The following is a 26613-nucleotide window of genomic DNA, read 5'->3' as shown; positions in this document are numbered from 1 at the left end:
GGGCGCCCGTCCCGGTTTTTTCTCCTGTCATCCGCTCATCTATACTGTTAGCAATTCTCGCAGTCTCCCTGTAAAGGATTTGGAACCTCGACATGATCCACTCACTGTTATCCATCCCCTGCGTCACCCTGCAAGGGGAACACAAAACGCTGGGGGATTTCCCCGCCCGAGCCTATCTGGTGGTTAACACCGCCAGTAAATGCGGTTTTACGCCGCAATACCGTGGGCTGGAAAACCTGTGGCAGTATTACCGCGAACGGGGGCTGATGGTGCTGGGCTTTCCCTGCAATCAGTTCGGTTCCCAAGAGCCCGGTAATCCCCTGGAGATCGCCAACTTCTGCACTCTGAACTACGGCGTCAGCTTCCCGCTGTTCAGCAAGGTTGAGGTCAATGGTCCTGGGGCGCATCCGCTGTTCAATGAATTGAAACGCCTTGCCCCGGGCGTATTGGGCAGCCAGCGAATCAAATGGAACTTCACCAAATTTCTGCTGACCGCCGACGGTCAACGGGTGAAACGCTTCGCACCGATCACCAAACCCGAGCGCCTGTTCGACCGCATTGAAACCCTGCTGAAATAACCTTGTTTTAGACGGGCTGAGCCCCTTCAGCCCCTCTCACCTTCCCTTCCTACAAAAAGGTTCCATCGGTAAGAAAATTTTCCTTGATGTAACCTTTCGTTCACATGATAATGATTCTCACTTTGATATTAATTGCTATTTAACGGTCTGTTTTATAAACACATGACGATGGATAATCACAATAACGACTTACCTGCCAAAACCGTAAGCCCCGCGGTGAGTGGCCTGACCTCGCCTCCCTGCTACGACAGCGCTCAGCTGCTCGACGCCGAGGGCGTGGCGATCATCATCCATCAGGGCCAGCGCTACCAGCTGCGGCAGACCAAAGCCGGGAAATTGATCCTGACCAAATAACACCCATCCCTCAACGCCAGCCACCCCGATCGATATTGATCCAGGCAGCCAGCAAATCTATTGATATGTTAAAAACATACGGAGAGTTGCGACATGCCTCTGATCCCTTACACCCGGCTGCGTTTATCCGCATTGAGTCTGGCGATTGCCTGCGCTCTGCCGACGGTGACTTTTGCACAAACCAACCACACGGCTTCTTCTTCCAGCGATGTGTCGGCTAAAACGAGTAAAGCCAGCGATGAAACCCTGACCGTTGCCGCCACCGGCAATGCACGCAGCAGTTTTGAAGCGCCGATGATGGTCACCGTGATCGAAGGCAATAGCCCTGAAAGCCAGACCGCCACCAGCGCCGCCGACATGCTGCGCCGCGTGCCGGGCATAACCGTCAATGGCACCGGCCGTACCAATGGCCAAGATGTTTTCATGCGCGGCTACGGTAAAAACGGCGTACTGACGCTGGTAGACGGTATCCGTCAAGGCACCGATACCGGTCATCTTGGCGCCACCTTCCTGGATCCGGCACTGGTAAAACGCATTGAAGTGGTACGCGGCCCTTCGGCCCTGCTTTACGGCAGTGGCGCACTGGGCGGCGTAATTGCTTATGAAACCGTGGATGCCGCCGATCTGCTGCTGCCAGGTCATGACACCGGGTTCCGGGTTTACGGCACAGCGGGCAGTGGCGATCACAGCCTGGGTATGGGCGCCAGCGCCTATGGCAAGACCGACAACCTCGACGGCCTGCTGTCATTCGGCACTCGCGACGTTGGCGATTTGCGTCAGGGCAACGGTTTTGACGCGCCCAACGACGAGACCATCAGCAATGTGCTGGCCAAAGGCACCTGGAAGATTGATGAAAATCAATCATTAAGTGGTGACCTGCGCTACTACAACAATCGGGCGCAGGAACCGAAAAACCCGCAGGAGTCCGCCAGCAGCAGCGGAAACCTGATGACCGATCGTTCAAGCATCCAGCGTGACGGTCAACTCAGCTACAAACTTAAGCCGGTGGGTCAGGATTGGCTCGACGCCGTAGCCAAAGTCTATTATTCCGAAGTGGAGATCAACGCCCACACTCATGGCAACGAAGACGAGGCGCGCAAACAAACTACCCGTGGCGCGAAACTGGAAAACCGCACCCGCCTGTTTGCTGATACCTTCGCTTCTCATCTGTTTACTTATGGCAGTGAAGCTTACAAGCAGGAACAAACGCCGGGCGGTGCAACAGAGAGCTTCCCCCAAGCGAAAATCAACTTTGCCTCCGGTTGGTTACAAGATGAAATTACCCTGCGAGACCTGCCGGTGACCCTGCTTGCCGGGACTCGTTACGATAACTACAAAGGCTCCAGCGACGGCTATGCGGATGTGGATGCTGACAAGTGGTCATCTCGTGGCGCTATCAGCATTACGCCAACCGATTGGCTGATGTTGTTCGGTTCTTACTCGCAGGCATTTCGTGCGCCGACCATGGGTGAAATGTATAACGACTCTAAACATTTCTCTATTCCCATGGGACCTACCACCATCACCAACAATTGGGTACCTAATCCGAATCTGAAACCGGAAACTAATGCCACCCAAGAGTATGGTTTCGGGCTGCGCTTTGACGATCTGCTCTTAGCTGACGATAGTCTGCAATTCAAAGCCAGTTACTTCGACACCAAAGCCCGAGACTACATCACTACCGACGTCACCATGGAGTTGGGACGTGGTCCCCGTGGCCCTTATTGCATCAGTTGCACCACTTTCTCGACCAATATCGATCGTGCGAAGATCTGGGGTTGGGATGCCATGTTGAGCTATAAAACGCCAATTTTTGGCTGGGATTTGGCATACAACCGAACACGTGGAAAAAATGAAACCAGCGGCGAATGGTTAAACAGCATCAATCCAGACACCGTTACCAGCACGCTGGATATCCCGCTGGGTGAAACCGGTCTCTCTACCGGGTGGGTTGCGACGTTGGCCCAACGCGCCAGCCGTGTAGAAACCGGCACACCGGAGCAAGGCGGCTACGGCGTCAATGATTTCTACCTGAGCTATAAAGGCCGCGATCGTCTGCAGGGCGTTACCACCACCGTGGTGCTGGGCAACGCCTTCGACAAAGAATACTACTCGCCGCAGGGCATTCCGCAGGATGGCCGCAACGCCAAACTGTTGGTCAGCTATCAGTGGTAACGTTTTGAATCCGGCGGGCAACCCGAATGCCCGCCGATTGCACCTCTCACAGGAGAACTATCAATGAGCAATACCCTCTACCAACGCTACCAGCAGGCAAAAATTGATAACCCAGGCAAATACGCGCGCGATCTGGCCGAGCTGCTTAGCGTTAGCGAAGCAGAACTGACCCATGCTCGCGTCGGTCAGGATACTCGTCGTCTGCAGGCCGATGCCCGCACCCTGCTGACCGAGCTGGAGCAGGTTGGCGTCACCAAATCCATCACCCGTAACAGCTACGCGGTGCACGAGCAGATGGGGCGCTACCTCAACCAGCATCTGAACGGCCACGCGGGGCTGATCCTCAACCCACGCGAATTGGATTTGCGGCTGTTCCTCAACCAGTGGGCCAGCGCCTTCGCCATGAGCGAAACCAACAAGCGCGGTGTACGTCACAGCATTCAGTTCTTCGATCATCAGGGTGATGCGTTGCATAAGGTGTACACCACCGACGAAACTGACCTGGCAGCCTGGATGGCGCTGGTGGAACGCCACCTGAGTGCAGAAAACCCGGCGTTGGCACTGAAAGCCCCGGACGCCACCGTCAGTAACGCCGCACCGGACAACGAAAAGATCGACCGCGAATGGCGTGAAATGACCGATGTTCACCAGTTCTTCCAGTTGTTAAGCCGCAATAAGCTGACGCGTCAGCAGGCCTTCAAGGCCGTCGGCAACGATTTGGCCTACCGGGTGGATAACAGCGCCCTGTCCCAGTTGCTCAACGCAGCGCTGGGCCTGCAAAACGAAATCATGATTTTTGTCGGCAACCGTGGCTGCGTGCAGATCTTCACCGGTCAGATCGAGCGTCTAATGCCGCAGGAAGGCTGGATTAACGTGTTTAACCGTCGTTTCACCCTGCACCTGATCGAAGACGCAATTGCCGAAAGCTGGATCACCCGCAAGCCAACCAAAGACGGCTTTGTCACCAGCCTGGAGCTGTTTACCGCGGACGGCACGCAAATCGCCCAGCTTTACGGCCAGCGTACCGAAGGCCAGCCGGAACAAACCCAGTGGCGTGAGCAGGTTGCCGCGCTTGAACCCAAGGACATTGCCGCATGAAACCCTCATTGACCCGTCGCCTGGCGTTGTGCATTGCGCTGGCGTTACCCTTCTCCGTTGCGGCGGCGGAACGTATTGTCTCGATAGGCGGTGACGTCACCGAAATTGCCTTCGCACTCGGCGCGGGCGATGAGGTGATTGCGCGCGACAGTACCAGTCTGCAACCGGAAGCCGTCAAAAAGCTGCCGGATGTCGGCTACATGCGTCAGCTTAATGCCGAAGGTATTCTGGCGTTGAAACCTTCGCTGGTGCTGACGACCGAACTGGCCGAACCGGCGCTGGTGCTCAAACAGCTGGAAGAAAGCGGCGTTAAGGTCGTACGCATTCCGGGCGATACCACGTTGCAAAGCGTGCCGGAGAAAATCGAGGTGATCGCCAATGCGTTGCAGCGTACCGAGCAAGGCAAAAAGCTGAGCGAACGGTATCAGCAACAGCTGGCGGCGGTGAAAACCGATGCTCTGCCGGTCAAGGTCCTGTTCGTCATGAGCCACGGGGGGATTACACCGATGGCGGCCGGGCAACACACCGCCGCCGACGCGGTCATCACGGCAGCCGGTTTGAAGAATGCGATGCAGGGATTCAGTCGCTATCGTCCCCTGTCGCAGGAAGGCGTGATCGCCAGCGCGCCCGATCTGCTGTTGGTCACCACTGACGGCATAAAAACGCTCGGTGGCCAACAACAATTGTGGAACTTGCCGGGCGTCGCGCTCACGCCAGCGGGGAAAAACCACCGCGTGCTGGTGGTTGACGATATGGCGCTGCTGGGCTTTGGGCTGGAAACGCCGGCGGCGTTGGCCAAACTACGCCACGCGGCGGAGCAAAAGTAATGCGCAGTCGCACTTCCCCACGCGTGGCGATTGCCGGCCTGCTGGTGTTACTGGCGCTGCTGGCGCTGGGTGCCGCCAATATGGGGGCATTGACCCTGTCGTTTCGCACTCTGTGGCAACAGCCGTTCAGCGACACTGCCTGGCATATCTGGCTAAACATCCGTCTGCCGCGCGTACTGCTGGCGGTGGTGATCGGCTGTGCATTAGCGGTATCTGGTGCCGTGATGCAAGGGTTGTTTCGCAACCCGCTGGCCGATCCGAGCCTGCTGGGCATCAGCAGCGGCGGCGCGCTGTTTGTCGCGCTGATTATCGTGATGCCTCTGGCGTTGCCTCCGGTGATTGCCCTGTATGGCCATATGCTGGCGGCGTTCCTCGGCAGCATGCTGGTGTCGCTGTTGATCTACGGTATCAGCCGCAGTGGCCACGGCAGCCTGTCGCGCCTGCTGCTGGCGGGGATTGCCATCAACGCCCTGTGCATGGCGGCGATTGGCGTGCTGTCTTACCTCAGCAACGACCAACAGCTGCGTCAGTTCTCGCTGTGGATGATGGGCAGCCTTAGCCAGTCGCAGTGGCCGACGCTGGTGGTGTGCGCTTCCCTGATCCTGCCGACCACCTTACTGACCCTGTTACAGGCGCGTCGCCTGAATCTGTTGCAACTGGGGGATGAAGAAGCACATTACCTCGGGGTCAACGTCCAGCGCGCCAAGCTGCAACTGCTGTTGCTTAGCGCCTTGTTGATTGGCGCCTCGGTGGCGATGAGCGGCGTGATTGGCTTTATCGGTCTGGTGGTGCCGCACTTGGTACGCATGCGCCTCGGCGGCGACCACCGCTGGCTGTTGCCCTGCTCCGCGTTGGGCGGTGCCTGCCTGCTGTTGGTCAGCGATACGCTGGCACGCACCCTGGTAGCACCGGCTGAAATGCCGGTCGGGTTGATGACCAGCCTGATCGGCGGGCCTTACTTCTTATGGCTGGTGATGCGCCAGCGGGAGCGTGTGGGTGGATAACTCCTCAAGCCTGACGGCGCAGCAATTGCGTTACAGCCTGGGTTCACGTCGGCTGATAAACGACGTTTCGCTCAGTATCGCCAGCGGCGAGATGGTGGCAATAATCGGGCCAAACGGCGCAGGTAAGTCTACGTTGTTGCGCTTGTTAACCGGCTATCTGGCTCCGGGTTGCGGCGAATGTCAGTTACTGGGACGACCGTTAGAACAGTGGCAACCGCAGCAGTTGGCGAAGGTACGCGCGGTGATGCGCCAGCACAGTGATTTGGCCTTTCCTTTTACCGTGGAGGAAGTGGTCAGCATGGGACGGGCACCGCACGGCAAACGCGATGCACGGCATGCGGTGCAACAGGTGATGGCGCAAACCGACTGCCTTGAACTGGCCCAACGCGATTATCGCCAGCTTTCCGGCGGCGAGCAGCAACGGGTACAGCTGGCCCGTGTGCTGGCGCAACTTTGGCAGCCACAACCCACCCCGTCCTGGCTGTTCCTTGACGAACCGACTTCGGCACTGGATCTCTATCACCAGCAACATACGCTGAGGTTGCTGCGCACGCTTACGCGCCAACAGCCGATCGCGGTGTGCTGCGTGCTGCATGACCTCAACCTGGCCGCGCTGTATGCCGACCGCATTTTATTGCTGCATCAGGGGCAATTGGTCGCCTCGGGTACGCCGCAGGAGGTGTTGCAGGCGGAAATACTCACCCGCTGGTATCAGGCAGATTTGGGGGTAGTACATCACCCGGAAGTGGCGTTACCGCAGGTGTATTTGCGCCAGTAGCGGCAGTACCGGGCGCGGTACCCGCCGCGCCCGTCATCCTTTCATTTCATTGCAGTTAACTCGAGCAGGATATCTCCAGATGCTTGCCCCAATCCGGCGGCAATGCGGCGAGATCGTCATATTCCGGCGCGTCAGCAAACGGCGTCAACAAGGCCTGATGCAGGCGCGCCAGTTTGCTGACATCATCCCGTTCGGCACTTTCAATCGCCTGCTGCGCCAGATAGTTGCGCAGGATCAGCTTCGGATTCACCGCCTTCATCGCCTGTTGACGCTCAGCGTCGCTCACCTGTTCTTGCTGCAAGCGCTGGCGGTATTGTTGGTACCAACCGTCGAACGCAGCGCGATCGATAAATTCATCACGCAGCGGCGACTGCGCCTGTTGCTGTTCGGTATGACTTAACAAGCGGAAAGTTCGGCTATAGTCCCGGCCTTCTTGCGCCATCAGGCTCAGCAACCCGGTGAGCAAATCGTTATCCTGCTGCGATTGGGTGAAGAAGCCGAGCTTGGCGCGCATCTGTTCCCCGTAAGCGCGCATCAGGGCCGGTTCATAGGCCGCCAGCGCCTGCTGCAGCTGTTCCGTACTCATCAGCCCAGACAGGGTCTGTGCCAGCCGATGGAGGTTCCACAGCGCCACCGCCGGTTGATTATCGAAGGCATAGCGCCCCTGATGATCAGAGTGGTTGCAAATATAGTCGGGCTTGTAGTCGTCGAGGAAGCCATAAGGGCCATAGTCGATGGTAAGACCCAGAATCGACATGTTATCGGTGTTCATTACGCCGTGAGCGAAACCGACGGTCTGCCAATGGGCGATGAGCCGCGCAGTGCGCTCAACCACGTCGGTAAACCACAGTAAGTAACCCTCCGCCTGATCTTGCAACTGCGGCCAGTGACGGGCAATGACAAAATCGGCCAGCTGCTGCACCTGTTCCGGCTGCTTGCGGTAATAAAAATGCTCAAAGTGGCCGAAACGCACGTGGCTTTCCGCCACGCGTAGCAACATCGCTCCACGCTCAGGTTGCTCACGGTAAACCGGCTCTTCACTGGTCACAATGGTCAGCGCACGGGTGGTTGGAATGCCCAGATGGTGCAGTGCCTCGGAGGCGAGGAACTCACGGATCGCCGAACGCAGTACCGCACGCCCGTCGCCCATGCGTGAATAAGGCGTCAATCCCGCCCCTTTCAGGTGCCAGTCCATGCTGCGGCCGTCCGCCAGGCGTTGTTCACCCAGCAAAATGCCCCGGCCATCCCCCAACTGCCCGGCCCAAACGCCGAACTGATGGCCACTGTAAACCTGCGCCAGCGGTCGCATGCCCGGCAACAGTTTCTCACCCGCCCAAATCGGGGTTTTGTCCTGGGTAAACCAGCTTTCGTCCAGCCCCAGTTCGCGTGCCAGCGGTTCGCTGTGATACAGCAAACGAGCGCCTTTCAGCGGAGTGGGATTCAATTCGGTATAAAAACCGGCTAACTGATGTTGGTAAGCGTTTTCAAACTGCGGCATAGGCCCTCCGTTGCACCTAGTGTAGAGCTTGAACGGGGCGATTAACACAGAGGAAATGCAGGGAGAACGCATCTGCCTGATACCTGGGCAGATGCGGGGATCAGCGTTTATGCCGATACGGTTTGAATGCCTTTTTACGCTGAGCGGGAAAATACCCGATCGGCGAGAAAATCATAATGAATAACAGCGCCGGAATCACATCTGACATCATCCAGTCCATTATTGGCTCCGTTGTGTGTTGTACTCTCAATTATTGTTATTGAACTCATCGGGTGTTACCCGTAACGCTGCCAGATTGTCCACACCAACGCTGGGCCATAAAAAACCTTGCAGGCCAAAAACCCCGGCGTGTCTGAGCTTATTAAAATATTCCCTTTTCTCTATTCCTCCTACGATCACACCTTTGCACAGCAAATTGATATTTTTTAATAGCGAGTCAATGACCACGTCATATCCCTGATGGGTAAACAACTGCCAGTAAAAACGCTTGTCGATCTTGACGTAGTCGAACAACCCATCATACAAGGCGGTCAGGGTCGCCTGGCCGGAGCCGAAATCATCCAACCACAGCGAAAACAATTCGCTCAGCCGGAGGATCTTTGGATTGTTTTTGCCGGCCGAAAGATTCGGAAAACCCTCACTGATTTCGAAAGCAATAAATGGCCATTGCCTGATACGGTCACAGAGTTGGCCGTCAGCGAGAATCAAATCGACCAGGGTTTCTTCAATATTAAGCGTCAACAAAACGTCGTTTTCGACAAACCAGGCGGCATTCTGTTCTGCCAGTTTCAATTGCTCATTAAATAACTCAATCTTTTGCTCAGCGGTCAGTAAATTAATCCCAATGTCAGCCGGCATAGCCAAATCACCGTCCAGACTATTAAAGCGGTTCAAAATTTCTACCGCTAACAGCCTGCCCTCCATTGAGTAAACAGGTTGAAAAACATAGCTACTAATAAAGTCAGCTTCGAATTGTATTTTCATTTCAATGCCACAGGCTGAATGGCGAGCATCTCATCGTATATCAATATATTTTATCGATCAATCCCTCTGAGATTAATCGGAAATATCAATGCAATTAGTGATAACTTATCATTTAATTGATAGATTAAAGCTATGTTGCGTCCACTTGGCACGGTATCAAAAACAATTTGGCTTAAGACAGAGTTGGCGCAACCCCACTAAATTTAAGCCATATTTAGGTTAAGTAATATAGTCACACTGAAAATTTGGCTTATCGCTATTGTTTTCATTAAAGAAATTCTTAAACATATCTAAATATCAATTAAGCATGAAATCTGCACAAGCGCAAGCGCGCCGCAAACTGATTAAATTTAATAACGCATCAATTCCGTACGTTATTCTTTGCATTGAAACAGCAAAAAAATGCCCACCTTGCTTTATTGGAAATTCATGCTACCCACTATTGAGGCGGCTTTCGGCAGCAGAAAGCCGATAAAAACAATAAAGCGGCGCAAACTTGCGGCATAAAAAAAGGATGACACCGTCATCCCTTGATATTTAAAGCGTGGTTGTTATTTGATCGTTTCGACCAGCCATTGCCGCAGCTCGGCTAACTCGGTAGCCTGCTCCGGGAACTGAGCAATCAGTTTGTCGCAGCACTCAGCCAAGGCTTCACTGCGGTAAGCGCAACCCACCAGCATCTCTGCCAAACGCTGCAGCGGTGCCGGACTCAGGCTGTCGGTAAAAATCTGCGCCCGGCAGATCTGCCCCTTTTCTACGTCAAAGAAGATATCCACCCCACCCCAGACAAAGCGTTCGTTCAGTAAATGGCTAAATGCCGGCGCCTTGCCGAAATTCCATTCCCAACTGCTCTGTTTGGCAAACTGCGCGGCGAAATCCGGCAGGTCGGGATAGACATCCGGTGAAATGATTTCCGCCGTAGCGGTCTCGCCATAGTAGTCAAAGAATGCCTGAGTCACCGCATCGCAGACTTGCTGGTGGCTGATGTCAGGTTTAAATTCCACCAGGTTGGCCACCCGGGAGCGTACCGAGGTGATGCCCTTGGCCTGCAGCTTTTTGGGATCCGGATTAAGATAATCCGCCAGACGGTTAAGATCGGCATTCAGTAATAAGGTGCCATGGTGGAACCCGCGATCCTGGGTTTCCCGATAGGCCGAGCCGGAGATTTTACGCACGCCTTCCGGCGTTTCGATCACCAGATCATTGCGGCCCGATGCCGTGGCAGAAATACCCAACTGGGCCAACGCCTGCAGAATGATACCGGTGGAAAGAGTTTTGTCGTAACCCGGTTTGCCCGCCATAAAGGTAAAACAGGTGTTACCCAGATCGTGGAATACCGCTCCACCGCCGCTGCTACGACGCGCCAGGCGAATGCCGTCCTGCTCCATTCGCCGGGTGTTGCACTCTTTCCATGGGTTTTGTGACTGGCCTATGACCACCGTTTCGGCATTGCGCCATAAGAACAGGATTTTCTGCGTGGTCATTTCGCGGAAGATGCACTCTTCCACGGCCAGATTGAACCAGGGGTCGTAAGAATCGGAAATCAGTAAGCGTAAGTTATTCATGGCGGTCCCCGCTAAGCACGTGATGCCGCCATGATACACCAAATCAACAGCTTAAGATTAAATACGCCGCGCCTGCCAGTAGGCTTTTTTCCAATACACATTGTCCAGCGAGGATCGCATTACGCCACGGCTGGTGGAGGCATGAATAAACTGATCGTTGGTATCATAAATGCCAACGTGCAAACCGTTCTCACCGCCGCCGGTTTTGAAAAACACCAGATCGCCCGGCATCAGCTCATCACGCGAGACTTTGGTTCCCAGCGAGGTTTGTTCCACAGTCGAACGAGGTAATTGCATATCGAAACGGTCGCGGAAGGTGCGATAAACGAAACCGGAACAGTCAACGCCGCCGCGATCCACCCCACCGTAACGATAAGGTGCGCCGTACCATTGACGCAGTTGCTCATTCAACTGAGCCACCACCACGATAGAGTCCGCCAGCCGACCGCTGGGCGGCGGTGCATGACTGCTACAACCGGCAAGAATTAAACTGGCTAATAAAAACCAAATACGCATCCGCATAATATCCCTTCATTGAACACGTTGCCGCATCATGCCGTCCGGTAAAAGCATACCGCCTGCGAGGCAAAGCCGGCACCACGTAAGGAAAGCGCTATTTGGGGCTAATTTATCCCCCTGCAGGGGAAAAAGGCAAGCACGGTGAAGGAGATAATCGCATTGGCGCCACTTTTTGCGCTATTGAGGCGTTTTTACCTTGGCCTGGCTGTTAATCAGCCACACGCCAAACAGGATAAACAGCGTTCCCAACGTTTTCAACAGGGTGGCGGATTCGTTAAACCACGGCAGGATCACCGCGGCCAGGTACACCAGCGCATAGCTCACGCTCAGCAGTGGGTAAGCGCGGTTTAGTGGCAGATGGTGCAGCGCGAAGAACCAGCATAGCATGGACAACGCATAACCGAAGATACCACCGCTGACCGCCAGTAGCGGCACCCAATACTGGGCAAACAGGCTTAACGTCACGTCGGCAAACGACATCAGAGGGATCTGCGCCATACCCCACTTCATCAGTAGCTGCGCCAGCGTGACCAGTAGCACGCTGGCCGCGCCCCAGGCGTAGCCCCTCATGGATTGATACTCATCAGCAGGATCCCCAGCATGATCGACGCCACGCCGTACCAATGGCGTGCGGTGGTGGGTTCGTTAAACAGCCACCGGGCAGCTAATGTCACCAACACGAAATTCAGGCTGAGCGTCGGATAAGCCAGGCTGAGCGGCAAGCGCTGCAGCACGTTGAGCCAGACCGCCATGCCCAACCCCAGCAACAACACCGCCAGAAGCAGCCAGCGCAGCGTCACCCCCCGTCTGACGTCGGGGGGCAATTGCCAACTCTGGGCCGCTTGTTTCTGGCACAGCTGCCCACCGCAGGTGAGCAGGCTGACCACCAGCACCAGCAAGTAGCCGACTATCATGGCTGCTGTTGATACCAAAGCAGCGCTAAGCGGTTCATCTCAACCACTTTATCCGCTGCCGGCAAGGTTTGCGGCACGTGATCCCCTCTCGACAGTTGCAATACCAATGAGACGTCACCCTGTTTTCGCGCCTGGGCCAACCACTGCGGGAAATCGGCATCGCTGATGAAATGGCTGCGGGAATCCGGGTAGGCCAGGCCATAAGCTACCTCACCTTTCTCGCTGAACATCAGCACATCGCTGCGCTTCAACTCCCAGGCCAGCCCTGCCGCTACCCCTGCGCTGTCGGTCAATACGTAACGGCTATGGCCCAACTGCGCCATATTTACGCTGATAAAGTTTTGCGGCAGCTTGGAGTCAGTGACCTGCTGCGGAATGGCGTAACCCACCAGCAAGCACAGCAGTAGCGGACAAGCCGCCGCCCAGCGCCAGCGTTGCGCATTATTACGCGCCGACACTATGGCAAATAACAGCCAACCGCCGAACATAATAATGCCGATGACGATCTTCGGCCACTCTTGTGCCCCAAACAGCTTCACCTTCGGCAGCAATCCTGAACCCAGCACCAGCAGCGCCACCACGCAAATCAGACCAAATAAGCCGTTCAGCAATGCGTTGATCTTGAAGGTTTTGCTGCGTAGGCTTGCCGCATAATCCTCAGCGTAAGCGGCCATCAACAGCGCCAACGGCGCCATGCACGGCAAAATATAGGTCGGCAGTTTGCCTTTGGCGATGCTGAAAAAGATCAGCGGCATCATCACCCAACTCAGCAGGAAGAACAGCTCCGGCCGTTGGACGCGTTCACGCCAACCCTTAAGCAAAGATCCCGGCAACAACGCCAGCCACGGTAATACCGCCGCCATCAAAATCGGGATGTAATACCAGAACGGCGCTTTGTGCTGGGCGTTATCCTCGGCAAAACGCTGAATATGCTCCACCCAGAAGAAGTAGTTCCAGAAGTCCGGCTCACGTTGAGCAATAGCCAGCGCCCAAGGCAGGCTAAGCAATACCGCGGTCAGGATAGCCAACGGGCCGTAGATCAAGAGATCCTTGATCCGCCGCTGCTGAATGACTATCGGGATCACCGCAATCACCGGCACCGCCAGCGCCAGGAACCCCTTGGTCATAAAGCCCATGCCGCAGGCCAGCCCCAGCAACACGTAACCGCCGACTTTACCCTTGACCGTGGTGGCTTTCAGCGTCAGGTAATAACTGACCATGGCCGCCACCAGCCACAGGGAAATCATCGGATCCAGCACGCTGTACGTGCCGATGCTGAACACCAGCACCATCGACAGGAAAATCAACGTAGCCAGGCTGGCGCGGCGCGCGTTGCGCCACATCAGCATTGCCAGCGCGAACACCAGCACGGCGGTCATGCCGGTGCTGAATACCGAGCCAAAACGCACCGCGAAGTTGGTATCGCCAAACAGCCACTGGCTGATGTTGTTGAACCAATATCCGGCAACCGGTTTTTCAAAATAACGCAGCCCAAGCAGATGTGGCACTACCCAGTCGCCGCGTTGCAGCATTTCACGGCTGATCTCGGCGTAACGAGTTTCATCCGGTTGCCACAGCAGGCGACCATTGAGGGGGATCAGGTAAACCAGAGCAAAAAAAATGGCCAACACAATGGCCCAGGATCCTTTTAGCGCCTTCATGAATCGTCCTTCACATCGGTTTGACAACCCAGCCAACCTTCGCGGCCAGGGAAAGGAGCACGCTCGACGCGGCCCAATGGCAATGACGCCAAATCTTGTGGCAACAAGGTGCTTAACGGGCAGAATTCTATGCCCTGCCGTTGCGCCCGTTGCAGTAACTGCTCAAACATTGCGGCCTGAGACATACCCTCAACTTCGGTATGAATGGTATAAACCGGCACGCCGCGATCGTTTTCAATCGCCCGTAAAATGTAATCGTTGAAGTCAGCCATACTGACTTCACTACCAATTACCTCATCAAAGGTCGGTAACGTCACCGGGATCTGCACGGTTCCCACACGGCCATCGCTTAACAGCGGACGAAACGGATGGGTACCACGACAATCGCTGTTGTAGTGAAAACCGAAGCGCTGCTTCACTTCCAGCACCCGTGTGTCCGCGCGCCAACCGGCAACGGCCGAGCATTTGACCGGCAGCCCGGTACTGGCAGTCAGCGCATCAACACCCAGCTGCACCTGTTGCGTCAACTGCGCCTCAGACCAACGGCCGACCTTGGCCTGCCAGCCCTGATGATCCCAGGCGTGCAGGCCCACTTCATGCCCGGCCTGGGCGGTGAGTTTCATCAATGGCCCCAGGGCACGGGCGATATTACGCCCCGGCCAGGCGGTGCCGGCCAGCAGAATATCCCAGCCGTACAGCGACGCGGCGTTCGAGCGCAGCATTTTCCACAGGAATTTCGGACGTAAAAGGCGCCACAGATGGCGCCCCATATTGTCCGGCCCTACGCTGAAGAAGAAACTGGCCTGAATGTTGTACTTGTCGAACAACTCCAGCAACTGCGGTACCCCTTCACGGGTACCGCTGAAGGTATCTACATCAACTCGCAGACCGACTTTCTTCATGCACCGTCACCTTCCTGAACGGTGGTGCGCAAGAAGTAGTCCAAGGTATCGGCAACGGTTTGCTGCATCGCGATGGTCGGCTGCCAATCCAGCAGGCGACGGGCATTTTTGATGCTTGGCGTACGGTGCTCAACGTCCTGATAACCCTTGCCGTAATAGCTGCTGCTTTCGACATCCTTAAAGCCGGCAAACGGCGGGAAGCGGTCGCGCAACGGGTGATTATTGAAGCTTTCGAGCAGCATTTCCGCCAGTTCGCGGATGCTGGCCTCGTTGGTCGGGTTACCAATGTTGACGATTTGGCCATCGCACAAGCCGTCGCGGTTTTCGATGATGCGGAACAGCGCTTCAATACCGTCGTTGATATCGGTAAAGCAGCGTTTTTGCGCCCCGCCGTCCATCAGTTTGATCGGCGACCCTTCCACCAGATTGAGGATCAACTGGGTGATAGCACGGGAAGAACCGATGCGCGCTGCATCCAGGTTATCCAGGCGCGGCCCCATCCAGTTAAACGGACGGAACAGCGTAAACTTCAGCCCTTCTTTGGCACCATAGGCCCAGATGACTCGGTCCAGCAGCTGCTTGGACACCGAGTAAATCCAGCGTTGTTTGTTGATTGGCCCGACGATCAGGCGGGAATGATCTTCGTCGAACTCTTTGTCGTCGCACATACCGTACACTTCGGAGGTGGACGGGAAGATGATGCGCTTGTTGTATTTTACGCAGTCACGAACGATTTTCAGGTTTTCTTCAAAATCCAACTCGAACACGCGCAGTGGATTGCGGGTGTACTCGATCGGCGTGGCGATGGCCACCAGCGGCAGAACGACATCACATTTCTTGATGTGATATTCGATCCACTCGGAATGGATGCTGATATCCCCTTCCACAAAGTGGAAGCGCGGGTTATCCAGGAAACGGCTGATGGCATCAGAACCGATATCCAAACCGTAAATGTCGTAACGATCGTCACGCAGCAGACGTTCGGTCAGGTGGTTACCGATAAAGCCGTTAACGCCGAGGATCAGTACGCGGGTTCTGCGCTTCATCACTGCGTTGGGCTTGGCGGCCAGACGTACGTCGGTGACGATGCCCATTTCCTGCGCCAGACGGCTACCCTGTACGTACAGGCCGGCATCATTTTGACCGGCAACGATTTCCAGTGCGCCTTCGCCGCAGGCAATGACCAGCGGAGAAGTACTGAGCACGGTACCAGGCTGTTTGTCATGCTGCGCATCCAGCACGCGAGCACGCCAGACAATCAATTTACGCTGGCCGAGATAGCTGAAGGCGCCAGGATAAGGTTCGGTCACTGCGCGGATCAGGTTGTTGATTTCCTGCGCCGATTTATGCCACAGGATCTCACCGTCTGCCGCAGTCCGGCGGCCAAAGTAGCTGGCTTCGGCTTCGTTTTGCGCACTGAATGTCGCCGTGCCGTTTTTCAGCTTCGGCAGTTCGTCCTTCAGCAATGACTGTGCGGCTTCCAGCACTTTTTTGTGCAGCGTCAGCGCCGTGTCGTCAGCGGCGATTGCCACTTTGCGCTGACCAACGATATCGCCGGCGTCCGGACGCTTGACCATTTTATGCAGCGTAGCGCCGGTTTCTGTTTCGCCGTTCACCAGCGCCCAGTTCACCGGTGCGCGGCCACGGTAGCGAGGCAGCAGTGAACCATGGAGGTTGAAACCGCCAAGCGGCGCCAGCGACAGCAGCTCGTCGCTCAGTAGATTACGGTAATAGAAGGAGAAAATAATGTCCGGCTGCATCTGGCGAATGCGTTCGATCCACAGCGGGTGGTTAACGTCCTCCGGCGCATAGACCGGTAACTCCAATTCTGCACCCACACGGGCAACGGAGGAGAAGAAGTTGTTCTCACCAGGATCGTCGGTATGCGTGAATACTGCTTGAACGTCATAGCCTGCGTCAGTCAGCGCTTTCAGACCTGCGCAGCCAATATCATGGTAAGCAAATACAATAGCTTTCATCATTCTTCTTCCTGAGTATTGTGGTTAGGCTGTTCACCGACCACTTTCTGAACAAAATAACGAGGACGAGCACGCACGTCGGTATAAATACGACCGATGTACTCTCCCAACAGACCCATGCCGACAAATTGGGCGCCAATAAAGGAAAACAGCACGGCAAACAGGGTGAACACTCCGCCGCCCGCCCATTCAGGGCCCATGATCAAACGCAGGGCGATCAGCAATACCGCCAGCACGAAACCCGAAAGCGCAATCACGCTGCCCACTACGCTCAGCAAACGCAGCGGCGTGGTGGTCAAACAGGTGATCAGGTCGTACATCAGATTAATCAGCTTCATCAGGCTGTATTTAGAGTCGCCAAACTCGCGTTCAGCGTGCAGCACGTCAATTTCAGTAGTACGACGGGCGAAGGTGTTCGCCAGGATCGGGATAAAGGTGCTGCGCTCGTGGCAGTTCAGCATCGCTTCGATAATGTGGCGGCGATAGGCGCGCAACATGCAGCCATAGTCGCCCATCGATTTACCGGTAGCGCGCTGGATCATCATATTGATGATGCGGGAGGCGCTTTTACGGAACCAGGAGTCCTGACGGTTGGCGCGCACAGTGCCGACCACGTCGTACCCCTCTTCCGCCACCCGAACCAACCGCGGGATCTCTTCCGGCGGGTTTTGCAGGTCAGCATCCAGCGTGATCACCAGATCGCCGCTCACCTGATTGAAACCGGCCATGATTGCCGAGTGCTGCCCATAGTTGCGGTTCAGCAATACGGCAATGACGCAACTGCCGGGCTGTTCGGCGGCAGCGGTCAGCATATCGGCAGAATTGTCGCTGCTGCCGTCATCGACCAGGATAATTTCATAGGGCTGGGCCAGCTGTTTACAGGCGGCGGTGGTACGTTCAAGCAAGGCAGGTAAACTTTCCTGCTCGTTGTACACCGGGATCACCACCGAAACTTTTTTAATCGGTTCAACGCGAGACACGTAACGACTCCACAACAGAAGACAAGGCTTTGACCACGCGATCAACATCAGCGTCGGTCATATCAGGGAATAGCGGCAAGGTGCACAAACGCGCCGAGTTCCATTCGGTATTGGGTAAGGACAATTGCGGATAGCGGTCGCGATAAAACTTCTGGGTATGCGCGGCACGGAAATGCAGACCGGTACCAATGCCCACCTCTTTCAGGCGTTCCATCAGTTGGTCGCGATCGATACCGCAACGCTCGGCGTCAACGCGCACCATAAACAGGTGCCAGGCGTGGTCATGCGGATAATCAGGCAACCCCAGCGGCAGGAAAGGTGAACCTTCCAGCGCGGTGAGATAACGCTGTGCCAGCTCTTTACGGCGGGCGTTCAACTGCGGCAGGCGCGCCAGCTGTACGACGGCGATGGCCGCGTGGATATCCGAAAGGTTGTATTTGTAGCCCGGTTCCACCACTTCGGCCTGCGGCTTGCGCCCCAGTTGCTGACGGTCGAAAGCGTCAACGGCCAGACCGTGAAACTTCAGACAGCGCAGACGATCCGCCAGTGCATCGTCGTCGGTGGCAATCAGGCCACCTTCGGCACAGGTCAGGTTTTTAATCGCGTGGAACGAGAAGATGGCCGTCCCTTGTGCGCCAACCCATTCACCGTTGTAACGGGAACCCACCGCATGAGCGGCGTCTTCAATCAGCGGCAGATTATGGCGTTTGGCCACGTCTCGCAATGCATCCATTTGCAGTGGCGCACCAGCGTAATGCACCGGGACAATAGCTTTGGTTTTGGTCGTAATGGCGGCTTCAACATCTTTGGCATTGACCATCAACGTATCGCGATCAACGTCAATCATTACCGGCGTGGCGCCGAGCAACTCAATCATGTTGAGGGTTGAAACCCAAGTTTGTGAGGGAGTGATGACTTCATCGCCGGGACCAATGCCCAGAGCCATCAGGGTGATATGCATGCCTGCAGTAGCAGAACAAACGGCAATCGCATGTTTGCAGCCGAAGGTGGCGCAAAACTCACTTTCCAACTGCTGATTTTGCGGTCCGGTGGTGATCCACCCTGAGCGCAATACCTTTTCTACCGCCGCGATTTCTTCATCGCCGATCGCCGGGCGTGAGAAAGGTAAAAATTGATCCATAGTTAACCCCAAACGTATCAAATTTCTTTTAATGACACTGTAGATCTCTTTTATTTAACGAATATTAAACGCCAGAGAGAATCGTTCCCGGTGGATTAACTGCCAATGTACGGCCGCAAGCTTAACTAAACCTTAAGGCGAGATTAATTATCAGCGGACTATCTGATTTGCGAGGGCCATCATCATCATTTTTTATTGATTTAAAAATCAATTAGTTATAGTTATTAATAATTGTTTACTTATTTTATTCGAACTAAATCAGCGTAGCACGTCAGCGACGGTTTTCAAGATTTATGAGATAATTTTTGGCGGAGAGTGAAATAAAGCCGATGCTTACTCGGCTATTTATATCGAGTCCGTTTAATTTTCGTTTAGGCCGCATTTTCAATACGCTAACGCACTAGGCGGTTTTGGTCATAATCCAGCGTTGATCGCCCACTGCCTGCAAATGAAAATCGACGTCATAAATTTGTGACAGCAGAACCGGCTCCATCACTTCCCGCGTGCTGCCCTGAGCAACTAAGCGCCCCGCATGCAGCAGCCAGACCCGGTCGGCCTGCTGTAAGGTGTGGTTGAGATCGTGCGCGCAAACCAAGGCGCTGCGCCCGCTCTGGCAAAACTCTCTTAATAGTCGGTCCAATGCCACCTTCTGCGCCACATCCAGGCTGTTGGTCGGTTCATCCAACAGCAGCAATTGGCTGTACGGGTTAACCGTCGGCCAGACCTGCAGCAGCACTGCAGCCAGACGTACTCGCTGCCATTCCCCGCCGGATAGCTGAGTCAACATGCGCGGCAGCTTGTCCATCAGCTTTAAACGCTGGCACAGATAAAGAATGGCGCTTTCCAGCGCCTCTTCCGAAGCTCCCGCCGGTTGATGCAATGCCAGATACTGGAATACCGGCATCAACGCCACCGGGGGCTGCTGTTGGCTTAAATAACCACGACGCAGTGCCAGCTCATTGCCCTGAAAACTTTTCAGCGGATGACCGTCCAGCAGGATCTCCCCGATACCGGGCAAGATACCCGCCAGGCAGGCCAACAGCGTGCTTTTACCGGCGCCGTTCGGGCCAATAAGGTGAAACTGCAACCCAGCATCAACCTGTGCTGAAAACGGGGCCAAGCGCCCTTCTACCCCAACCTGCCTGAGTTGCAGCATGATGTATTACCGCTCCTTCTTTAGTCGGCCAGCGCCTGTTTGACGGCGGCCAGCAACGCAGGATCTTCCGGCGTCGTATCCGGGGAAAAGCGTTCGATGACCTTGCCATCGCGGCCAATCAGGAATTTCTCGAAGTTCCACAGGATATCGCCAGTTTGCTTTGGTGCCCGCCCCTTGCTGCTCATACGCGCCAGGAACTCACTGCCCTGTGGCGCAACGGCATGCGGTTTGGCGGCGGTCAACGCCTGATACAATGGATGGCGGTTTTCGCCGTTCACTTCCAGTTTGGCAAACATCGGGAACTGAACGCCAAAGGTACCCCGGCAAAACGCCAGGATCTCTTCGTTGCTGCCCGGCTCCTGCCCCAGAAATTCGTTGGAGGGGAATCCCAGTACCTCAAAACCTTGATCCCGGTAGGTTTCGTACAGGGCTTCCAGCCCTTCATATTGCTTGGTCAGGCCGCATTCCGACGCCACATTCACCACCAGCAACACGCGGCCTTTATATTGTGCCAGCGTGGTAGATTGATTCTCGATGGTGTTCAGCGGAATGTCATAAATAGCTTGAGTCATGGAGCTTATCCTCTTGTTTTACTTGCAGGTGAACAGAGAAACTACCTTACGCTTTTTACCCGAGTGAGCAACCAGATAAACAGAGGTGCCCCCAGGGTGGCTGTCACCACCCCGATGGGCAATTCAGCCGACAGCAGCGTAATACGCGCCACCACGTCGGCCGCCAGCAAGACGCCGGCACCGGCCAGTGCGCAACCCGGCAGTAAATAACGCTGATTGGTCAAACCGCTAAGGCGCAGCATATGCGGTATCACCAGCCCGACAAATCCGATCACCCCCGCCAACGCCACGCTGACGCCTACCAGCCAGCCGATTGCCAGCACCAGCAGATTGCGCCACAAATGCAGTGAAAGCCCGAGCTGGCGGGCCTGTACCTCGCCCAGCGCCATAAAGTTTAGCGCCTTGCCCTGGCAACACAGCCACAGCACCACCGGCACCAGGGCCAGCACCAGCCATTTTTGGCGCCAGTCTACGCCGCCAAAGCCGCCCATCATCCAGTACATTAGCTGGCGCAGATCCAGGCTGGAACTGAAGTACACTGCCCAGGTCATCACTGCACTGCACACAATGCCCAAGGCTACGCCGACCAATAATAATCGCGCGTTGGTCAGACGCTTGCGACGGGCAAAGCTCAGCAGCATAAAGGTCATGATTAACGCACCCGCAATGGCGCTCAGACTCATCAACGCTACCGGCAGCAGGCCGTTGCCCAGTAATACCATTAGCACCAGTGCAACCCCGGCACCGTTAGCCACTCCCAATAAGCCAGGCTCTGCCAACGGATTCTCAAACAAGGCCTGCATTACCGCACCGGCAATGGCCAGGCTGGCTCCGACCAACATCACCGCTAGCGCACGCGGCAGGCGTAATTGCCAGACAAACAGCTGCGCCGCATCACTTGACCACTGTGAGGGCCAAAGCCAGACATCACCCGCGCTGAGGCTAAAAACAAAAGCCACGGCAACGCCCAGCGCCAACAGCCATAAATGGCGTTTATCGCGATGACGCTGTTTGTGCAGTAATAAAGTAAAGGTCTGGCTGGTTGGCATAGGTGTGGCGATTCCCTGCGGGCCGCGAGCGGCGGTCGAATAATTGACGTCTGGGTCAAATATTAGGGGGTTAGCGCCAGAAGGGAAAGCCTTGCTTGAGGATTATGGCAGGAAAACAACGGCTGATGCTGCCCCCTCCACTGAGGGGCAACACCAGACGTCGTACACTCAATTAGCGTCGCGGATCATTTCCGTTTTGTGGGTAGGGTTTACCGTGGTCATTGTCGTTGCCGCGGCCCTTACCGTGGTCATTATCATGACGGTTGCCATCGTTACGGTTATCGCGTTCACCGTGGAACGGATTGCCGCCCCGCTCTGGACTCCGGTGATCGTTGCCGCGCGGCGGTGAGGGTTGCCAGCGACCACCGTCCCAGTACAGACCACGGCTGTTACGCTCACCCACGCCGCGTCCCTGATGGGCATGCCACCACTGTGGCGGACGCCAGTCATAGCCGTCCCAGTAGTAACCTCGCCGATCCTGATCCCCCAGATGGACCGAGACGCCCGGCACGTTGATATCAATGGAGACATCTGCCTGGACCACGAGCGGCAGCAGCAGCGGTAAACACACCAGCAACAGGATCTTTTTCATTTTGGCACTCTCACTTTATTTTTTGCTGAGCTGGTTATATCAGCGCGATTATTTTACGCCTATCGCCGCAATGCCTATTTTCAGATCGTTTTCACCTCGCTTACATAATCCATACACTCTCATTTTTCAGATTAAATAAAACAGCTGCTAACAACGTTTAACGAATAGCTGACATACCGGATGCCATGCCGCTATTTATAATGACGCTGACACTTATCAAAGAGATATTATTATGATTAAACGCATTGGAATGTTGTTCACGGTCGCCGTGCTGACCACCGCGCTCAGCGCCTGCTGCTTCGGCCCCCACGGTGGCGGTCATCGTGGCGGAGGTGGCCCGGGCCACTATTACAACCATTATTAAAAACCAGGAGCCTCGGCTCCTGATTTTATTTTAGGTAAAGCAAGGACATTAATATCCATAAGAAAAATCCGCAAAAAATTGGATATCTTAATATTAAACACCAACCCACTTTATTTAATCGCATAGGCTCTTACGGCCATAATTTAGGAATAAACCGAATTTTTCTTCAAAAAAAGAAAAAGGCCGCAAAAGCGGCCTTTTTTGGTTTCACGCAACTTACTCTTTCGGGCTTGCGTTCTCTACCCGACTTTTCAGTTTTTGCCCTGGACGGAAAGTGACCACGCGGCGCGCCGTAATCGGAATGTCCTCGCCGGTCTTCGGGTTACGCCCCGGACGTTGGTTCTTGTCACGCAAATCAAAATTGCCAAAACCTGACAGTTTCACCTGCTCACCGTTCTCAAGAGCACGACGTACCTCTTCGAAAAACAGTTCTACCAGGTCTTTGGCATCCCGTTTGCTAAGCCCAAGCTTTTCAAACAGGTGTTCTGACATTTCAGCTTTAGTAAGCGCCATAGGTTCAATCCCTCAAGGATGCTTGGAATCGCTGTTTTAGAGCCTCTACACATTTTGCAACGGTAACGGCTATCTCCTCTTCTTCCAGTGTACGAGCGGTATCCTGCAATACCAGACTGATAGCCAGGCTCTTATAACCCTCTGCCACGCCCTTGCCACGGTACACATCAAACAAGTTTACGCCAACTACCTGATTTGCGCCAACTTTCTTACACTCTGCCAAAATATCTTCTGCAGGGACGTTTTCAGCCACCACAACGGCGATATCTCGACGGTTTGCCGGGAAGCGAGAAATCTCCCGCGCCTGAGGCACGGCGCGGCTTGCGACCTTGTTCCACTCCAGTTCAAACACCACGGTACGGCCGTTAAGATCCAGTTTACGTTCAAGTTCCGGATGAACCACACCGATGAAACCGACACGTTCGCCCTGGAAATAAATAGCGGCGCTTTGCCCTGGATGCAGGGCTGGATTGGTCTCTGCCTTGAACTGAATTTCGGATAATTTACCGGTCAGCTCCAGGACAGACTCCAGATCCCCTTTCAAATCATAGAAGTCGACCGGCTTACGCGCCAGATCCCAATGTTCTTCATGCGTATGGCCGGCAATCACCCCTGCCAGCATGACATCCTGACGGATACCCAGATTTGCCGCAGTATCAGGCACAAAGCGCAGGCCGCTTTCAAACAGGCGCAGACGAGTCTGCTGACGATTCTGGTTATACACCACCGCAGACAGCAAGCCGGTCCACAGCGACAGGCGCATAGCGGACATCTCTACCGAGATTGGGCTTGGCAGGATCAGCATTTCTTCGCCCGGGTGCAGCAAGGCCTGAACCTTAGGATCGACGAAGCTGTAAGTGATCGCTTCCTGGAAGCCGTGATCGACCAGCATGGTTTTCACACGCTTGAGCGTTAGATCCGCTTCGCGATGCTTGGTCATGATCAGGTCAGCACGTACCGGCACGTCAGGAATATTGTTGTAGCCGTAAACGCGTGCGACTTCTTCTACCAGGTCCTCTTCGATTTCCATATCGAAACGCCAGCTCGGCGCGACCGCCAGCCAGTTGTCACCTTGCTCGGTCACCTGGCAACCCAAACGACGCAGAATATCGCTCACCTGCTCGCTCGGTACCACGTGGCCGATCAGACGGTCCAGCTTTTCGCGACGCAGGGTGATGGTGGCACGCTTCGGCAATTCGGCTTCAGCTGTCACATCGATGACCGGGCCAGCCTGACCGCCACAGATATCAATCAGCAGGCGGGTCGCACGCTCCATCGCTTTGTACTGCAATGCAGGATCAACGCCACGCTCGTAGCGATGTGAAGCGTCAGTGTGCAAACCATTACGGCGCGCACGACCGGTAATGGACAGCGGGCTGAAGAACGCGCATTCCAGCAGCACGTCCTGAGTAGTTTCATTCACGCCGGAGTGTTCACCACCGAAAATGCCGCCCATGGCCAGCGCTTTCTGGTGATCGGCGATCACTAAGGTATCGGCATTCAGTTTGGCTTCGTTGCCGTCCAGCAGCGTCAGGGTTTCGCCTTCGCTCGCCATACGCACCACGATACCGCCTTCAATACGGCTCAGATCGAAGGCGTGCATTGGCTGACCCAGTTCCAACAGTACGTAGTTGGTCACGTCAACCACTGCGTCAATGGAGCGGATGCCGCAACGACGCAGCTTCTCGCGCATCCACAGTGGGCTTGCCGCTTTGACATTGATGCCTTTTACTACGCGGCCCAGGTAACGCGGGCACGCCTGCGGCGCGTCAACGCGAATTGGCAGCGTATCCGCAATAGTGGCGGCTACCGGGCTCATATCCGGCTCGGTCAGGGCAACCTGGTTCAGCACCCCAACGTCACGCGCCACACCGATAATGCCCAGGCAGTCGGCACGGTTTGGCGTTACGCTGATTTCGATGGTGTTGTCGTCAAGCGACAGGTATTCACGGATATCGGTGCCAATCGGCGCGTCTTCCGGCAGCTCAATGATACCGTCGTGATCGTCGGTAATGCCCAGCTCGGAGAACGAACACAGCATGCCTTCGGAAGGCTCGCCACGCAGTTTGGCAGCTTTAATCTTGAAGTCACCCGGCAGTACTGCGCCTACGGTGGCAACCGCCACCTTCAGGCCGGTACGGCAATTTGGCGCGCCACAGACGATGTCCAGCAGGCGATCGCCGCCCACGTTGACCTTGGTCACGCGCAATTTGTCTGCGTTCGGGTGCTGACCGCACTCAACCACATGGCCTATCACCACGCCGTTAAAGGCGCCGGCAACCGGCTCCACGCCGTCTACTTCCAGACCGGCCATGGTAATTTGATCGGATAATGCTTCGCTGCTGATGGCCGGGTTTACCCACTCGCGCAACCAGAGTTCACTGAATTTCATGTGATATTCCCGCCTTACTTAAACTGTTTGAGGAAACGCAGATCGTTTTCGAAGAACGCACGCAGGTCGGTGACGCCGTAACGCAGCATCGTCAGACGCTCCATACCCATACCGAAAGCGAAGCCGGAATAGATTTCCGGATCGATGCCCACATTGCGCAGAACGTTCGGGTGCACCATGCCGCAACCCAGAACTTCCAGCCACTTGCCGTTTTTACCCATCACATCCACCTCAGCGGAAGGTTCGGTAAACGGGAAGTAAGACGGACGGAAACGAACCTGCAAATCTTCTTCAAAGAAGTTGTTCAGGAAATCATGCAGCGTTCCCTTCAGATTGGTGAAGCTGATGTCTTTATCGACAATCAGCCCTTCCATCTGATGGAACATCGGGGTGTGCGTTTGGTCGTAGTCATTACGATAAACGCGGCCCGGCGCAATAATGCGGATTGGCGGCTGCTGGTTCTTCATGGTGCGGATTTGCACGCCGGAAGTCTGGGTGCGCAGCAAGCGCGTGGCGTCGAACCAGAAGGTATCGTGATCGGCACGCGCCGGGTGGTGACCCGGAATGTTCAACGCGTCGAAGTTATGATAGTCGTCTTCAATCTCAGGCCCGGTCTCAACGGAGAAACCCAGTTCGCCGAAGAAAGCTTCGATACGGTCGATGGTACGGGTGACCGGATGCAGCCCACCGTTTTCCATACGACGGCCCGGCAGGGAAACGTCGATGGTTTCTGCTGCCAGTCGCTCGTTCAGCGCAGCCGATTCCAGCGTATTTTTACGCGCGTTCAGCGCATCCTGCACTGCCTGTTTTGCCTGGTTGATTACCGCGCCTGCTGCCGGGCGATCTTCTGCCGGCACGTCACGCAGCGATTGCATCTGCAAGGTAAAATGGCCTTTCTTGCCTAAATATTCGACGCGCACCAAATCCAACGCGGCAACATCCTGGGCATCTTCTACGGCTGCCTTGGCATTGGCAACCAGCTCTGCGAGATGTGGCATTGCTTTCCTCTTCCTCTGGC

26 protein-coding genes are annotated in these 26613 nt (G+C 55.4%); 8 read left to right on the top strand and 18 right to left on the bottom strand.

Features of this window, described 5'->3' with window-relative positions:
- Positions 1–92 precede the first annotated feature (92 nt).
- The 7 genes from AC1RKG_RS00880 to AC1RKG_RS00850 all read left to right on the top strand — a co-directional run bounded on the left by AC1RKG_RS00880 (position 93) and on the right by AC1RKG_RS00850 (position 6814).
- Entirely contained in the window at positions 93–578 is a 486-nt protein-coding gene (locus AC1RKG_RS00880) for a glutathione peroxidase (RefSeq protein ID WP_020826646.1), read from the top strand.
- Between the two features lie 162 nt (positions 579–740).
- Positions 741–932: a hemin uptake protein HemP gene (gene hemP, locus AC1RKG_RS00875; RefSeq protein ID WP_493181704.1), complete on the top strand. Its 192-nt coding sequence runs from the start codon at positions 741–743 to the stop codon at positions 930–932.
- A 93-nt stretch (positions 933–1025) separates the two neighbouring features.
- Positions 1026–3107: a TonB-dependent hemoglobin/transferrin/lactoferrin family receptor gene (locus AC1RKG_RS00870; protein ID WP_122079093.1), complete on the top strand. Its 2082-nt coding sequence runs from the start codon at positions 1026–1028 to the stop codon at positions 3105–3107.
- A 63-nt stretch (positions 3108–3170) separates the two neighbouring features.
- Positions 3171–4205 carry a hemin-degrading factor gene (locus tag AC1RKG_RS00865; RefSeq protein WP_493181702.1) on the top strand — a complete coding sequence of 345 codons (1035 nt, stop codon included), beginning with the start codon at positions 3171–3173 and terminating at the stop codon, positions 4203–4205.
- Positions 4202–5032: a heme/hemin ABC transporter substrate-binding protein gene (locus AC1RKG_RS00860; RefSeq protein WP_493181700.1), complete on the top strand. Its 831-nt coding sequence runs from the start codon at positions 4202–4204 to the stop codon at positions 5030–5032. The genes AC1RKG_RS00865 and AC1RKG_RS00860 overlap by 4 nt, the downstream gene beginning before the upstream one ends.
- Positions 5032–6036, top strand: a complete 1005-nt coding sequence (locus AC1RKG_RS00855) for a FecCD family ABC transporter permease (RefSeq protein WP_048762681.1) — start codon at positions 5032–5034, stop codon at positions 6034–6036. Before AC1RKG_RS00860 ends, AC1RKG_RS00855 begins: the two co-directional genes overlap by 1 nt.
- Entirely contained in the window at positions 6029–6814 is a 786-nt protein-coding gene (locus AC1RKG_RS00850) for a heme ABC transporter ATP-binding protein (protein ID WP_020826640.1), read from the top strand. Before AC1RKG_RS00855 ends, AC1RKG_RS00850 begins: the two co-directional genes overlap by 8 nt.
- Positions 6815–6869: 55 nt before the next feature.
- Here AC1RKG_RS00850 and AC1RKG_RS00845 read toward each other — a convergent pair whose 3' ends face one another.
- From AC1RKG_RS00845 to AC1RKG_RS00775, 15 genes are all read right to left on the bottom strand, one after another.
- A complete protein-coding gene (locus AC1RKG_RS00845) occupies positions 6870–8312 on the bottom strand; it encodes a protein adenylyltransferase SelO (RefSeq protein WP_046373708.1) in 1443 nt (480 codons plus the stop codon).
- A gap of 246 nt (positions 8313–8558) precedes the next feature.
- Entirely contained in the window at positions 8559–9296 is a 738-nt protein-coding gene (locus tag AC1RKG_RS00840) for an EAL domain-containing protein (RefSeq protein WP_122079080.1), read from the bottom strand.
- A gap of 551 nt (positions 9297–9847) precedes the next feature.
- Positions 9848–10861, bottom strand: a complete 1014-nt coding sequence (gene lplA / locus AC1RKG_RS00835; RefSeq protein ID WP_122079077.1) for a lipoate--protein ligase — start codon at positions 10859–10861, stop codon at positions 9848–9850.
- Positions 10862–10918: 57 nt separating this feature from the next.
- Complete coding sequence (locus tag AC1RKG_RS00830) at positions 10919–11383, bottom strand: NlpC/P60 family protein (RefSeq protein ID WP_041414519.1); 465 nt, start codon at positions 11381–11383, stop codon at positions 10919–10921.
- Between the two features lie 174 nt (positions 11384–11557).
- Positions 11558–11950 carry a 4-amino-4-deoxy-L-arabinose-phosphoundecaprenol flippase subunit ArnF gene (gene arnF, locus AC1RKG_RS00825; RefSeq protein ID WP_020826634.1) on the bottom strand — a complete coding sequence of 131 codons (393 nt, stop codon included), beginning with the start codon at positions 11948–11950 and terminating at the stop codon, positions 11558–11560.
- Positions 11947–12294 (bottom strand): 4-amino-4-deoxy-L-arabinose-phosphoundecaprenol flippase subunit ArnE, encoded by a 348-nt coding sequence (gene arnE, locus AC1RKG_RS00820; protein WP_048762677.1) that lies wholly within the window; start codon positions 12292–12294, stop codon positions 11947–11949. Before arnE ends, arnF begins: the two co-directional genes overlap by 4 nt.
- Complete coding sequence (gene arnT, locus AC1RKG_RS00815) at positions 12291–13955, bottom strand: lipid IV(A) 4-amino-4-deoxy-L-arabinosyltransferase (RefSeq protein WP_116928033.1); 1665 nt, start codon at positions 13953–13955, stop codon at positions 12291–12293. The genes arnE and arnT overlap by 4 nt, the downstream gene beginning before the upstream one ends.
- Positions 13952–14857 carry a 4-deoxy-4-formamido-L-arabinose-phosphoundecaprenol deformylase gene (gene arnD, locus AC1RKG_RS00810; protein WP_020826631.1) on the bottom strand — a complete coding sequence of 302 codons (906 nt, stop codon included), beginning with the start codon at positions 14855–14857 and terminating at the stop codon, positions 13952–13954. Before arnD ends, arnT begins: the two co-directional genes overlap by 4 nt.
- Positions 14854–16836, bottom strand: a complete 1983-nt coding sequence (arnA, locus tag AC1RKG_RS00805) for a bifunctional UDP-4-amino-4-deoxy-L-arabinose formyltransferase/UDP-glucuronic acid oxidase ArnA (protein WP_046375045.1) — start codon at positions 16834–16836, stop codon at positions 14854–14856. The genes arnD and arnA overlap by 4 nt, the downstream gene beginning before the upstream one ends.
- Positions 16836–17816: an undecaprenyl-phosphate 4-deoxy-4-formamido-L-arabinose transferase gene (gene arnC / locus AC1RKG_RS00800; RefSeq protein WP_020826629.1), complete on the bottom strand. Its 981-nt coding sequence runs from the start codon at positions 17814–17816 to the stop codon at positions 16836–16838. The genes arnA and arnC overlap by 1 nt, the downstream gene beginning before the upstream one ends.
- Complete coding sequence (arnB, locus tag AC1RKG_RS00795; RefSeq protein ID WP_493181697.1) at positions 17803–18957, bottom strand: UDP-4-amino-4-deoxy-L-arabinose aminotransferase; 1155 nt, start codon at positions 18955–18957, stop codon at positions 17803–17805. The genes arnC and arnB overlap by 14 nt, the downstream gene beginning before the upstream one ends.
- A gap of 400 nt (positions 18958–19357) precedes the next feature.
- On the bottom strand, positions 19358–20113 hold the full coding sequence (btuD, locus tag AC1RKG_RS00790; protein ID WP_020826627.1) for a vitamin B12 ABC transporter ATP-binding protein BtuD: 756 nt from the start codon (positions 20111–20113) through the stop codon (positions 19358–19360).
- A 20-nt stretch (positions 20114–20133) separates the two neighbouring features.
- The gene (locus AC1RKG_RS00785) at positions 20134–20685 is read right to left on the bottom strand and encodes a glutathione peroxidase (RefSeq protein WP_020826626.1); all 552 of its coding nucleotides are present in this window, start codon (positions 20683–20685) and stop codon (positions 20134–20136) included.
- A 41-nt stretch (positions 20686–20726) separates the two neighbouring features.
- Positions 20727–21734 (bottom strand): vitamin B12 ABC transporter permease BtuC, encoded by a 1008-nt coding sequence (gene btuC, locus AC1RKG_RS00780; protein WP_020826625.1) that lies wholly within the window; start codon positions 21732–21734, stop codon positions 20727–20729.
- 172 nt (positions 21735–21906) lie between these two features.
- Entirely contained in the window at positions 21907–22326 is a 420-nt protein-coding gene (locus tag AC1RKG_RS00775) for a DUF2502 domain-containing protein (RefSeq protein WP_493181694.1), read from the bottom strand.
- A gap of 232 nt (positions 22327–22558) precedes the next feature.
- On the opposite strand from AC1RKG_RS00775, the gene AC1RKG_RS00770 reads away from it, so the two are divergent.
- Positions 22559–22690 carry a hypothetical protein gene (locus AC1RKG_RS00770; protein WP_020826623.1) on the top strand — a complete coding sequence of 44 codons (132 nt, stop codon included), beginning with the start codon at positions 22559–22561 and terminating at the stop codon, positions 22688–22690.
- Positions 22691–22906: 216 nt separating this feature from the next.
- Here the strand turns inward: AC1RKG_RS00770 and ihfA are convergent, their stop codons facing one another.
- The 3 genes from ihfA to pheS are packed head-to-tail and all read right to left on the bottom strand — an operon-like array spanning position 22907 to position 26593.
- A complete protein-coding gene (gene ihfA / locus AC1RKG_RS00765) occupies positions 22907–23203 on the bottom strand; it encodes an integration host factor subunit alpha (RefSeq protein WP_004943604.1) in 297 nt (98 codons plus the stop codon).
- Positions 23204–23207: 4 nt separating this feature from the next.
- Positions 23208–25595 carry a phenylalanine--tRNA ligase subunit beta gene (gene pheT / locus AC1RKG_RS00760; protein WP_400826345.1) on the bottom strand — a complete coding sequence of 796 codons (2388 nt, stop codon included), beginning with the start codon at positions 25593–25595 and terminating at the stop codon, positions 23208–23210.
- 14 nt (positions 25596–25609) lie between these two features.
- A complete protein-coding gene (gene pheS / locus AC1RKG_RS00755) occupies positions 25610–26593 on the bottom strand; it encodes a phenylalanine--tRNA ligase subunit alpha (protein WP_020826621.1) in 984 nt (327 codons plus the stop codon).
- Between the last annotated feature and the right edge of the window lie 20 nt (positions 26594–26613).

Source organism: Serratia sp. GW822-FHT06D09 (assembly GCF_058799515.1).
The sequence above is the reverse complement of the archived record's forward strand: the minus strand, read 5'-3'. Positions and strand labels throughout refer to the sequence as shown.

Excerpts from the sequence above, each read along its gene's own strand:
- AC1RKG_RS00880 (WP_020826646.1), top strand. The coding sequence starts at position 93 with ATGATCCACTCACTGTTATCCATCCCCTGCGTCACCCTGCAAGGGGAA.
- hemP (WP_493181704.1), top strand. The coding sequence starts at position 741 with ATGACGATGGATAATCACAATAACGACTTACCTGCCAAAACCGTAAGC.
- AC1RKG_RS00870 (WP_122079093.1), top strand. The coding sequence starts at position 1,026 with ATGCCTCTGATCCCTTACACCCGGCTGCGTTTATCCGCATTGAGTCTG.
- AC1RKG_RS00865 (WP_493181702.1), top strand. The coding sequence starts at position 3,171 with ATGAGCAATACCCTCTACCAACGCTACCAGCAGGCAAAAATTGATAAC.
- AC1RKG_RS00860 (WP_493181700.1), top strand. The coding sequence starts at position 4,202 with ATGAAACCCTCATTGACCCGTCGCCTGGCGTTGTGCATTGCGCTGGCG.
- AC1RKG_RS00855 (WP_048762681.1), top strand. The coding sequence starts at position 5,032 with ATGCGCAGTCGCACTTCCCCACGCGTGGCGATTGCCGGCCTGCTGGTG.
- AC1RKG_RS00845 (WP_046373708.1), bottom strand. The coding sequence starts at position 8,312 with ATGCCGCAGTTTGAAAACGCTTACCAACATCAGTTAGCCGGTTTTTAT.
- AC1RKG_RS00840 (WP_122079080.1), bottom strand. The coding sequence starts at position 9,296 with ATGAAAATACAATTCGAAGCTGACTTTATTAGTAGCTATGTTTTTCAA.
- lplA (WP_122079077.1), bottom strand. The coding sequence starts at position 10,861 with ATGAATAACTTACGCTTACTGATTTCCGATTCTTACGACCCCTGGTTC.
- AC1RKG_RS00830 (WP_041414519.1), bottom strand. The coding sequence starts at position 11,383 with ATGCGGATGCGTATTTGGTTTTTATTAGCCAGTTTAATTCTTGCCGGT.
- arnF (WP_020826634.1), bottom strand. The coding sequence starts at position 11,950 with ATGAGGGGCTACGCCTGGGGCGCGGCCAGCGTGCTACTGGTCACGCTG.
- arnE (WP_048762677.1), bottom strand. The coding sequence starts at position 12,294 with ATGATAGTCGGCTACTTGCTGGTGCTGGTGGTCAGCCTGCTCACCTGC.
- arnT (WP_116928033.1), bottom strand. The coding sequence starts at position 13,955 with ATGAAGGCGCTAAAAGGATCCTGGGCCATTGTGTTGGCCATTTTTTTT.
- arnD (WP_020826631.1), bottom strand. The coding sequence starts at position 14,857 with ATGAAGAAAGTCGGTCTGCGAGTTGATGTAGATACCTTCAGCGGTACC.
- arnA (WP_046375045.1), bottom strand. The coding sequence starts at position 16,836 with ATGAAAGCTATTGTATTTGCTTACCATGATATTGGCTGCGCAGGTCTG.
- arnB (WP_493181697.1), bottom strand. The coding sequence starts at position 18,957 with ATGGATCAATTTTTACCTTTCTCACGCCCGGCGATCGGCGATGAAGAA.
- btuD (WP_020826627.1), bottom strand. The coding sequence starts at position 20,113 with ATGCTGCAACTCAGGCAGGTTGGGGTAGAAGGGCGCTTGGCCCCGTTT.
- AC1RKG_RS00785 (WP_020826626.1), bottom strand. The coding sequence starts at position 20,685 with ATGACTCAAGCTATTTATGACATTCCGCTGAACACCATCGAGAATCAA.
- btuC (WP_020826625.1), bottom strand. The coding sequence starts at position 21,734 with ATGCCAACCAGCCAGACCTTTACTTTATTACTGCACAAACAGCGTCAT.
- AC1RKG_RS00775 (WP_493181694.1), bottom strand. The coding sequence starts at position 22,326 with ATGAAAAAGATCCTGTTGCTGGTGTGTTTACCGCTGCTGCTGCCGCTC.
- AC1RKG_RS00770 (WP_020826623.1), top strand. The coding sequence starts at position 22,559 with ATGATTAAACGCATTGGAATGTTGTTCACGGTCGCCGTGCTGACCACC.
- ihfA (WP_004943604.1), bottom strand. The coding sequence starts at position 23,203 with ATGGCGCTTACTAAAGCTGAAATGTCAGAACACCTGTTTGAAAAGCTT.
- pheT (WP_400826345.1), bottom strand. The coding sequence starts at position 25,595 with ATGAAATTCAGTGAACTCTGGTTGCGCGAGTGGGTAAACCCGGCCATC.
- pheS (WP_020826621.1), bottom strand. The coding sequence starts at position 26,593 with ATGCCACATCTCGCAGAGCTGGTTGCCAATGCCAAGGCAGCCGTAGAA.